The sequence below is a fragment of the Aeromonas sp. R1-2 genome, from assembly GCF_040908505.1.
In the GTDB taxonomy this organism is placed as follows: domain Bacteria; phylum Pseudomonadota; class Gammaproteobacteria; order Enterobacterales; family Aeromonadaceae; genus Aeromonas; species Aeromonas veronii.
On record NZ_JBFODU010000006.1, the window covers coordinates 126,472 to 135,642 of the forward strand.

At 58.3% G+C, this 9,171-nt stretch carries 10 protein-coding genes and 1 pseudogene; 3 read left to right on the forward strand and 8 right to left on the reverse strand.

Annotated elements, in window-relative coordinates:
• Positions 1 to 14: 14 nt before the first annotated feature.
• The 8 genes from rbsD to potA form a co-directional block, all read right to left on the reverse strand.
• On the reverse strand, positions 15 to 434 hold the full coding sequence (gene rbsD / locus AB5Y76_RS00990; RefSeq protein ID WP_103252053.1) for a D-ribose pyranase: 420 nt from the start codon (positions 432 to 434) through the stop codon (positions 15 to 17).
• 233 nt (positions 435 to 667) lie between these two features.
• Positions 668 to 1,285 (reverse strand): glutathione S-transferase family protein, encoded by a 618-nt coding sequence (locus tag AB5Y76_RS00995; RefSeq protein ID WP_139709336.1) that lies wholly within the window; start codon positions 1,283 to 1,285, stop codon positions 668 to 670.
• Between the two features lie 435 nt (positions 1,286 to 1,720).
• Positions 1,721 to 2,410: an RES family NAD+ phosphorylase gene (locus tag AB5Y76_RS01000; RefSeq protein ID WP_005336650.1), complete on the reverse strand. Its 690-nt coding sequence runs from the start codon at positions 2,408 to 2,410 to the stop codon at positions 1,721 to 1,723.
• Positions 2,410 to 2,814, reverse strand: coding sequence for an MbcA/ParS/Xre antitoxin family protein (locus AB5Y76_RS01005; RefSeq protein WP_005336648.1), 405 nt, complete (start codon positions 2,812 to 2,814; stop codon positions 2,410 to 2,412). The genes AB5Y76_RS01000 and AB5Y76_RS01005 overlap by 1 nt, the downstream gene beginning before the upstream one ends.
• Positions 2,815 to 3,216: 402 nt before the next feature.
• Positions 3,217 to 4,284: an extracellular solute-binding protein gene (locus tag AB5Y76_RS01010; protein WP_005345409.1), complete on the reverse strand. Its 1,068-nt coding sequence runs from the start codon at positions 4,282 to 4,284 to the stop codon at positions 3,217 to 3,219.
• Between the two features lie 80 nt (positions 4,285 to 4,364).
• Positions 4,365 to 5,135, reverse strand: a complete 771-nt coding sequence (gene potC, locus AB5Y76_RS01015; RefSeq protein ID WP_263717271.1) for a spermidine/putrescine ABC transporter permease PotC — start codon at positions 5,133 to 5,135, stop codon at positions 4,365 to 4,367.
• Positions 5,132 to 6,019 carry a spermidine/putrescine ABC transporter permease PotB gene (gene potB, locus AB5Y76_RS01020; protein ID WP_100653745.1) on the reverse strand — a complete coding sequence of 296 codons (888 nt, stop codon included), beginning with the start codon at positions 6,017 to 6,019 and terminating at the stop codon, positions 5,132 to 5,134. Before potB ends, potC begins: the two co-directional genes overlap by 4 nt.
• Positions 6,006 to 7,109 (reverse strand): spermidine/putrescine ABC transporter ATP-binding protein PotA, encoded by a 1,104-nt coding sequence (gene potA / locus AB5Y76_RS01025; RefSeq protein WP_069527590.1) that lies wholly within the window; start codon positions 7,107 to 7,109, stop codon positions 6,006 to 6,008. The genes potB and potA overlap by 14 nt, the downstream gene beginning before the upstream one ends.
• A 201-nt stretch (positions 7,110 to 7,310) precedes the next feature.
• Between potA and AB5Y76_RS01030 the strand changes: the two genes are divergently transcribed.
• From AB5Y76_RS01030 to AB5Y76_RS01040, 3 genes and pseudogenes are all read left to right on the forward strand, one after another.
• A complete protein-coding gene (locus tag AB5Y76_RS01030) occupies positions 7,311 to 8,048 on the forward strand; it encodes a hypothetical protein (RefSeq protein WP_005351939.1) in 738 nt (245 codons plus the stop codon).
• A gap of 16 nt (positions 8,049 to 8,064) precedes the next feature.
• A complete protein-coding gene (locus AB5Y76_RS01035) occupies positions 8,065 to 8,751 on the forward strand; it encodes a DUF2987 domain-containing protein (protein WP_263717272.1) in 687 nt (228 codons plus the stop codon).
• Between the two features lie 133 nt (positions 8,752 to 8,884).
• A pseudogene (locus tag AB5Y76_RS01040) lies at positions 8,885 to 9,171 on the forward strand (IS3 family transposase); the annotation flags it as partial.

The following is a 9,171-nucleotide window of genomic DNA, read 5'->3' on the forward strand; positions in this document are numbered from 1 at the left end:
TTCTTTGAAGAATGTCAGAACGCCACACCGGCGCAGAGGATCAGGTTGGCGTAGGGAGTCACCTCGCCGCTGCGCACGATCGCCTTGCTCTGGCGGGAGCGGGTTTTGAACTCCTCGTGCAGGCAGTATTCGATGGCGATGGGCTTGCCCTGGGCGGCTGCGTGGGCCTCAAGCTGATCGACCAGCGCCTGATGGGCGGCGGGGCTGATCTGCTTGATCTCGCTTGCCATGATCGCCTTTTCCACCACCAGATCGGTGAGCAGGGCGGTCAGCACGGTTTCAAGGCTGGGTGTCCCCGCCATCAGCGCCAGATCGATCCGCTCCGGACCTGCCGGAATGGGCAAGCCTGCATCGCAGACGGTGATCTCGTCGGTGTGGCCCATCTGTGCCACCAGAGCACTCAGGGGAGCATTGAGCAGTACGCCTCGTTTCATACAGCACCTCATCAGGCCTTGGCCCGTCAATCTGTGAACCGCTAGGCAACCGGTTACGCAACCGGTTGCGTCATGGCGCAAAGATAGGCTTTTTACTAAGGAAGGGCCACGGCAAAACCACGGAAATGTGAAAACGATCTCAAAGGCGGGAGAAGAAGTGCAGGGGAGGTGGCAGGAAGGGTGTCAGCAGAGCCCTGACACCCTTGTTATTCATCGAGCTATTGATTTTATGGTTAGTTGGCCAGTGCCTTGGCGACCGCCGGACGGCTCAGCATGCGCTGATAATGATCGGCAACCTTGGGGAATTCACTGATCTCGACCCCATCGCTTTTCAGCCAGCCCGCGACCACGAACAGATAGATGTCCGCCACGCTGAACTGCTCGCCCAGCACCCAGGGGCCTGCCAGATAGTGCTGCTCAATCTGGGCAAAGCCATCGCGCATATTGCTGGCGACTTTTTGCTGCATGGCGGCAATGGCCTGCTCGTCATCGGCCCAGCGGCTGCCACGGCGACCGTGGGCATGGGAGACATGCACGGTGGAGGCGAGGAAGCTGTTGACCTCCTGCATGCGGGCCAGCAGGAACGGGTTGTCCAGCGGCGCCAGTTTGGCATCGGGGAAGCGCTGCGCCACATAGAGCAGCAGGGCCGGGGTCTCGGTCAGGGTGCCCTGCTCGGTGATCAGGGCAGGCACCCGCCCTTTGGGGTTGATGGCAAGATACGCAGGGTCACGCTGCTCCCCTGCGGCGAGGTTGACGAGACGGGGTTGGAACGGGGCATTCGCTTCCAGCAGGGCAATCTGCACGGCCATGGCACAGGTGCCGGGAGCGAAATAGAGGGTCAGATCGGACATGAATACTCCTGATTGGCTCAGGCCACCCGCGATATCGGCGAAAAACGTGTTTTCCGTGATACCTCGAGGGGTCATGAAAAAAGAGAGGGGGCAACGCTTGCCCCTTAACCAATCTACACCCCTGAGGGGGCATGAAAAAGCGCAGAATTAATCGACTTTGGCCGCTTTGCTGTTTGCCCACACCCTAAACCCCTTGGCCAAAACCTCGAACCAGATGTTGCTGAGCTTGATGGCATCGCTGACGACTGAGGGGTGGCAAGTTGGTACTGAAAGGACTGGGGGGGCAATAGCGCTCCCGCCTCGCGATGCACTCTATCTGTGAGAAATCATGCAGGTGGAAGACTGATGCCCGTGTGCGGGAATACAGATCCTTTTTGCGATGATCCTTTCAGGCTTGAAGGGGAGCACCGCAATTATTATCAATAAGACAGAACCTTATTCCCCATATAGCTTAATTTCCAAAACATTGGCGATGGCACTGCCATTCCAGTGGTATTCCAGATGCTGGGCTTGGTGGATCTTGGTGACCAGACGGGGGCGATAGAGCACATGGCAGTTATGACCGCTGTGGCGCACAGAACGGTAGTGGATACCGTCTATCCCCTTGGTTTTCTGTTCTTGGGCGAAAGCTTGGGATTGACCATAGTTGGTTGCGTGATAAAGCGGTGTGGAGAGAAATTCCGCGCTGGTGATATCGACCAGATTGGCGTTGAACTCGGTATAGAGCACCCGCATCTGTACTTTCTGAGCGGGTTCGTTGGTGTAGCCGAACATGCGCTCTTGGTGATACACAGTCTCTTTGATGGCAGTATCGAGCAGGGGGGCGCAGTAGTAACCGCCGAAATCGCCAGTGGTGAATCGGGCTCCTTCCGGGTTGATATGGGTGAAGGCTGCCATCACATAGCTGCTGCCATTTAGCCCGACCAACCAATCCTCTTTCGGTACCAACGACAGATCACCCGCCGCTTCATTCAACCGATCATTGGTCAGTGACTCTATGGCCCAGACGGCCTCCAGTTCGTCCGCATTAGCCACGTCTTCATAGAGATCGATGGTGGGGTAGCGGCTTGGAATGATCCGATAGGCTCGCTCCCCCTTGAGTTCAATCAGTGGCGGCTCTTGCATCAGGCCATACCCCCGCGCCAGGCATGCAGACGGGTGGCCACTTCATACAAATCAGCCACGCGGCCAGCGTTCATAATGTCCATCGCGCTGCGCCCGGCAAAGAAGGGATGGCTGTTGGGTTTGCGCACCCAGCCGTAGATGCTGTCGTCGGCACTGAACAGCATCCTCAGACACTTATGGATATTGAGGATGTAGCTCATCCGTTCTTGCATATCCACGGTCAGACGGATCCCGCCGTTTGACTCTTTGTATTTGTTCAATGTTGAACGGGATGAAATGCCAAGAAGTTTCAGCTGTTCATCTGTATTGCAGTGCCACTTATCCAGGATACGGAATACCACAGGCAGTGCCTTACTGGGGTCAATGGCGCCATTTTTCAGGGCTTTTTGTGCAGTGTTGGCCATATGTCCTCCTTACTATAGTCAGCGCCAGACGGCTGTCTGGCGCGTGAAATGTTAACTTGAGTTTAGTGTAGAAGAAATGCGCACACATGTACACATTTATACATATGTGCACATATATGTTCATTCTTGGGCGTTAATCTTCTTCCTTGAGGTCACGCAAAAAACACTCAGTGGTCAGCCACTATCTGGTGTGGTCCTGGCTGGTACATTGGGTTGATTTTCTCGGCGTCTTTATTGGCCTCATTTTCGAGCCGATGGGCCAGCTTGATGGAGGCCAGACACGAGGCTCGCCATTTGTCGATCGGTGTGCTGTCGTGTTTAGGCATCGAAGAGGTGAAGATGAAAAAGGGAGCGATTGCTCCCTTAATCCATTAACCCCGTCAGGGCCGATTAACCGCCGACTTAACCCGCCTTAGCCACCATGGCTTTAAGCTGCAGGAAATACTGCTCGTAGAGGCGGGAGGCATCCCCCACATCGGACTGGAATTCGCCCTTGCGCTTGATCTCGTCGCTAGGGAAGACCATGGGGTTGTTGCGAAACGCCGGGGTGAGCAGGGGAATGGCATCCTTGACCGGGGTGGGGTAGCCAATCGCCTCGGCCACCTTGGCGGCCACATCGGGGCGCATCAGGAAGTTGATCAGGGCGTGGGCCTCTTTCACATGCTTGGCCTTGGCCGGGATGGCGAGGTTGTCCATCCACAGTACCGCCCCTTCTTCGGGGTAGGTCATCTGGATGGAGGGGTATTCGCGCTGGGCGCCGTAGGCCGAGCCGTTCCACAGCATGCCGATATTGACCTCACCGGCGATAAAGGGGTCGGCCGGGTTGTCGGAGTTGAACGCCTTGACGTTGGGCATCAGCTTTTTCAGGTATTCGAACGCTTCGGCAATTTGCGCCTTGTCTTGAGTGTTGGGGCTGTAGCCCAGCTGCACCAGCGCGATATGGAACACCTCGCGGGCATCGTCCATCAGCAGCAGGCTCTCTTTCCACTCAGGTGCCCAGAGCTGCTTCCAGCTGGTCACCGGCTGCTCGATGATGTCGGTGTTGGTGCCGATCCCGGTTGCGCCCCAGATATAGGGGATGGAGTAGCGGTTGTCCGGGTCGTACTCGTGGTTGAGCAGGGTAGGGTCGAGGTGCTTAAAGTTGGGCAGCTGGGCGCGATCCAGCGGCTGCAGCATCCCCTCTTTGGCCATTTTCGAGATGAAGTAGGTGCTGGGCACCACCACGTCATAGCCGTCGCCATGGGTTTTTAGCTTGGCGTAGAGGGTCTCGTTGGATTCGTAGGTGGAGTAGATCACCTTGATACCGGTCTCTTGCTGGAACTGCTCCAGCAGGCCGTCCGGCACATATTCCGACCAGTTGTAGAAGTAGACCACCTTGTCGTCGGCCGCGTGAGCGCTCTGGCTCAGCAGCGGGGTGGTGAGGGTGAGGGCGGCTGCCAGCAGGGCGCCGGCCTTGTGTTGGATTGTCATCAACAACTCCTTGGGGTTATGGGGCCTTGCGGCCCACCGTGACAGAGTTCGCCAAAGATGGCGGGGACGAAACGGCAGGGTCAACCCTGCCGTTTACGCAGTAACAGTTGCGCCAGCAGCACCATCCCGAGGGAGGCGACCAGCATCAGGGTGGCCAGGGCGTTGACCTCGGGGGAGACCCCCACCTTGACCATGGAGTAGATCTTGAGCGGCAGGATCTCGTAGGCCGGGCCGGTCACAAAGGAGCTCACCACCACGTCGTCCAGGGACAGGGTAAAGGAGAGCAGCCAGCCCGCCATCACCGCCGGCAGGGCCAGCGGTAGTATGATGCGGCGTAGGATGATCCACTCGCTAGCCCCCAGATCCCGCGCCGCCTCCAGCATCCGCACATCAAAACCGCACAGCCGCGAGTAGACGGTGATCACCACGAACGGCAGACAGAAGGTGATGTGGGCGATCAGCAGCGACCAGAAGCCGAGCTCAATGCCGGTCACTACAAACAGGGTCAGCAGCGAAATGGCCATCACGATATCGGGGGACATCATCACCACGAACAGCATGCCGCTCACGTACTGCTTGCCGCGAAAGCGATAGCGAAACAGCGCCACGGCGGTGAGGGTGCCGATCAGGGTGGCTGTGGTGGCGGTGAGGGCGGCGATGGTCAGGGAGTGCTGGGCCGCCTGCATCAGACTGGCGCTGGCAAACAGCTTCTCATACCAGCCCAGGGTAAAGCCGCGCCAGTCGATGCCATATTTCGACAGGTTGAAGGAGTTGGCGATCAGCACCCCGATGGGCACATAGAGATAGCCAAACACCAGTAGCAGAAACAGAGCTTTCAATGCGCGCATCATGCCAGTTCCCCCTTCTTGCTGAGCAGTTTGCCCGCCCGCCAGTAGCAGTAGACCAACAGCGCCATCAGCACCGTCAGCATCACACTGATGGCGGCGCCAAAGGGCCAGTCACGGCTGTTGAGGAACTGAGTCTTGATCAGGTTGCCGATCAGCAGGTGCTTGGCGCCCCCCAGCAGATCGGAGACATAGAACATCCCCATGGCGGGCAGGAACACCAGCAGACAACCGGCGATGATGCCGGGCAGGGTGAGGGGCAGGATGATCCGCACCAGTCGCTGCCAGCCGTTGGCGCCCAGATCTCGCGCCGCCTCCAGTAAACGGCCATCCAGCTTCTCGATGCTGGAGTAGAGCGGCAGCACCATAAAGGGGAGCAGCACATAGACCAGCCCGATGATGACGGCCACCTCGGTATACATCATCTGCAGCGGTCGCTCGATGATCCCCAGATCCAGCAGCCAGCCGTTGATCAGCCCCCTGGTGCCGAGCAGCACTTTCAGCGCATAGGTGCGGATCAGGGAGTTGGTCCAAAACGGCACCACCACCAGAAACAGCAGCAGCGGGCGGATACGCGCTGGCAGATGGGCCAGCAGCCAGGCAAAGGGGTAGCCCACCAGCAGGCAGATGCTTGTGGCGAGCAGCGCCAGCCAGAGGGAGTGGAGCAGCACCTCGAAATAGAGGGGGTCCAGCAGGCGGCCATAGTTGCTCAGGGTAAAGAGCGGCGCGATAAGCTCGGACTCGTCCCGGGTCAGGAAGCTGACGCCGATGATCATCAGGTTGGGCAGGAAGACAAACAGCGTCAGCCAGCCTAGGATCAGCGCAATGGCCCCGTTGCGAAAGCCGTTGTGGGCAAAGCTGTGCGGTACCCGCAGATTAGTGAGGCTCATAGGGCAGCACCACCTCCCAGCTGTCAACCCAGTGGATCGCCACCTCCTGACCCAGACGGTAGTCAAAGTCGGGGTCATCCTCGTCGAAGAACTCGGAGATAAGCAGCTGTTTGCCGCTTTCGAGTTCGATCACCGAATCCAGCGTCGCCCCCTTGTAGTTGCGCTCGCGGATATTGCCCCGCAGCGCACCACTCTGATCGTCATCCTGATCGAGAATGCGCAGATCTTCCGGGCGCAGCAGCACCAGCACCTTGTCGTCTGGCTGGAACGGCAAGGTGGTATGGAGCAGGCATTCGCGCCCCTCTACCTCCGCTTGCCAGATACCGGGCTCGCGCTGGCTGATCAGCTTGCCATCCATCACGTTGATCTCGCCGATAAAGCGGGCCACGAACAGGTTTGCTGGCGATTCGTAGATATCGCGCGGGGTGCCACGCTGGATGATTTGGCCCCCCTCCATCACCAGGATGCGATCAGACATGGTGAGCGCCTCTTCCTGATCATGGGTAACGAAGACAAAGGTGATGCCAAGGCGACGTTGCAGCGCCTTGAGCTCGCTCTGCATCTGCTTGCGCAGCTTGTAGTCGAGCGCCGAGAGGGATTCGTCGAGCAGCAGCAGGCGCGGCTTGTTGACCACGGCGCGGGCAATGGCGACCCGTTGTTGCTGACCGCCGGAGAGCTGATCCGGGCGACGGTTGGCCAGCTCGGTGAGCTGCACCATGGCGAGAGTCTCCTCGACCCGCTGGCGGATCTCGCTGGCCGGTACTTTCTGCATCTCGAGGCCAAAGGCGACGTTTTCAAACACCGTCATATGGGGGAAGAGCGCATAGCTCTGGAACACGGTGTTGATGTGCCTGTGTTCGGCGGGGATATGGGTGATCTCGTCACCGGCCAGATGGATGGTGCCACCGTCGACCGATTCGAGCCCGGCCAGCAGGCGCAGCAGGGTGGTCTTGCCACAGCCGGAGGGGCCCAGCAGAGTAAGAAATTCACCATCGTAGATTTCAAGGTCAAGGTCACTCAGGATCACCTTGCCATCGTATTTTTTGCTGATCTTGTTCAGCGCGACAATTACCTGTGGATTGTTCATCATCCGCCAGTCTCACCCCAGCCAGTGGCCATCGTGTTGAAAGAGGGCCGCATTCTATGCAGCCGACACATGAAATTAAAGGCTTTTTGGCCCGAATTAGCCGCAAGTGCGCAGGAAAAACGGCTACGAATAGCAGACCAAATCGCTATAATGTGCCACCTGATTTGGTCGTTTTCGATATTGGATAGTCAATTGAGTAATAAAATGCGTATTGGCGGCTCCCTTGAGCAGTCTCTGAACCAGGGCTACCGCCTTGATCTGAAAGGGGTCATCCAGGAGGGATGGCAACAGACCCGCCGTACCGGATTTGGCCTGCTGCTGGCGATTGTCGGGGTGACGGCGATCTGGATCCTGCTCAGCAATGTGCTGCTGTTGCCCTATCTGGGGGACGACAGCCAGATGAATGTGGCCATGGTACTGAGCCTGCTGATGACGGTGGTGATGGCCCCCATGACCAGCTCCCTCGATATGCTGGGGTTGCAGCAGTCGGTCGGGGTGCGTGCCCGGGCCAACCAGGTGTTCGACTTCTTCCGCCACTTTGTACGCCTCGGCATGTTGAGCCTGCTTGGCAGTCTGCTCACCAGCCTGTTTGGCCCGCTATTCGATCTGCTGGGATTGCCCGCCGTACTCTCTTTCATCCCCTCGGCCCTGATCGGCATGGGGCTGCTCTTTACCGTCCCGCTGGTGCTGGAGCGTGGCCTGACGCCGCCCCAGGCCATTCTGGTCTCTCTCAAGCTCTTTGCGCGCGGCTGGCCCAGCATTGTGCTGTTCCACGGCGTGATGACCGCGCTCTTCTTCCTGGCTCTGATCCCCATGGGGTTGGGGCTTATCTGGGTGGCACCGCTCTATTTCAACTGCAAGGGGATCCTCTATCGGGATCTCTGCGGGGTGGGGGTAGAGGTTAACGAGGTGACAGAAGGCCCCAACCATTTCAATGCATGATGCAAAAGGATGTTGAATGACCCGTCGATATGGAGTGACCAAGGTTTTGCGCCAGAGCCTGCTGGCCATGCTCTTTCTGCCTGGGCTGGCGCTGGCTGAGCCGGTGCTGGATCTACAATACAGCACCTTCTACAGCCAGATGAAGACCTTTGCCAAAGGGGAGTTTGGTCACGCCAGACTGGGGTTTTATCTGACCGATCCGCAAAATGGCCAGCGCTGCGGCCTCACCTTTGCCCGGGTTGCAACCGACAGCAAGGAGGTCGCGGGCGAGGTAACGGTCGATAGCGAACTGCGCCTGCCTTTTGATGAGGATCTCAACCTCGACAAGGGGATCGTGACTGTTGGCCTGAAAGAAGAGCACGCCACATGCGATATGACGGTACAGGTGATGGCAGATGCGCCGAACGGGCTCGAGCTGCCGCTGGCCGAGCTGGCGGCCCGTCAGCAGCAGATGCAGTCGTTGCTCGACAAGATGGCGGGCATGGTCGGCAAGCACTTCTTGCCGAAGATGGAAGGGGTGCGCATTACCCTGCTGCAGCAGAACGGCACTGCTTATCTGATTGATGGCGCCCGTCAGGAGGCGCTGCCCTGGCAGGAAGGCCACCTGCTGCTGAGCAATGAGCAATTGGCCGCGTTCGCGACCGGGCAACTGCGCCTGCAGGGTGACGTGCTGCGACTGACCCCCTGGTTGCACAAGGGCTGATATAGATGGTGCTGTCACGTTGGTAACAGGCAGATCAAGAAAGCAAAAAAGGAGCGATGATCGCTCCTTTTTTATTGCGTGTGTCCCGTCCTGAATATGGTTTACACCTTTCCCCCAATAAATGGAGAACCCGATGGGACAAGGTGTGAAACGGACACAGCGCGATTACTCGCTGACTTTTAAACTGNCACTGGTCGAGCAGATTGAAAAAGGCGAGCTCACCTACAAACAGGCTCAGGTGCGTTATGGCATTCAGGGCCGCTCCACCGTTCTGGTATGGTTGCGTAAACATGGTCGGCAAGATTGGAGCCAGGGGGCTTCTGTACGCGCCGGCAGGAGCATCACCATGCCTGACCCCGACAACCAGACGCCCGAACAGCGCATCAAGGAACTCGAGCAGCAGCTGGCGCTGATGAGTCA

Excerpts from the sequence above, each read along its gene's own strand:
- potA (WP_069527590.1), bottom strand. The coding sequence starts at position 7,109 with ATGATGAACAATCCACAGGTAATTGTCGCGCTGAACAAGATCAGCAAA.
- AB5Y76_RS01000 (WP_005336650.1), bottom strand. The coding sequence starts at position 2,410 with ATGCAAGAGCCGCCACTGATTGAACTCAAGGGGGAGCGAGCCTATCGG.
- rbsD (WP_103252053.1), bottom strand. The coding sequence starts at position 434 with ATGAAACGAGGCGTACTGCTCAATGCTCCCCTGAGTGCTCTGGTGGCA.
- potB (WP_100653745.1), bottom strand. The coding sequence starts at position 6,019 with ATGAGCCTCACTAATCTGCGGGTACCGCACAGCTTTGCCCACAACGGC.
- AB5Y76_RS01035 (WP_263717272.1), top strand. The coding sequence starts at position 8,065 with ATGACCCGTCGATATGGAGTGACCAAGGTTTTGCGCCAGAGCCTGCTG.
- AB5Y76_RS01010 (WP_005345409.1), bottom strand. The coding sequence starts at position 4,284 with ATGACAATCCAACACAAGGCCGGCGCCCTGCTGGCAGCCGCCCTCACC.
- potC (WP_263717271.1), bottom strand. The coding sequence starts at position 5,135 with ATGATGCGCGCATTGAAAGCTCTGTTTCTGCTACTGGTGTTTGGCTAT.
- AB5Y76_RS00995 (WP_139709336.1), bottom strand. The coding sequence starts at position 1,285 with ATGTCCGATCTGACCCTCTATTTCGCTCCCGGCACCTGTGCCATGGCC.
- AB5Y76_RS01030 (WP_005351939.1), top strand. The coding sequence starts at position 7,311 with ATGCGTATTGGCGGCTCCCTTGAGCAGTCTCTGAACCAGGGCTACCGC.
- AB5Y76_RS01005 (WP_005336648.1), bottom strand. The coding sequence starts at position 2,814 with ATGGCCAACACTGCACAAAAAGCCCTGAAAAATGGCGCCATTGACCCC.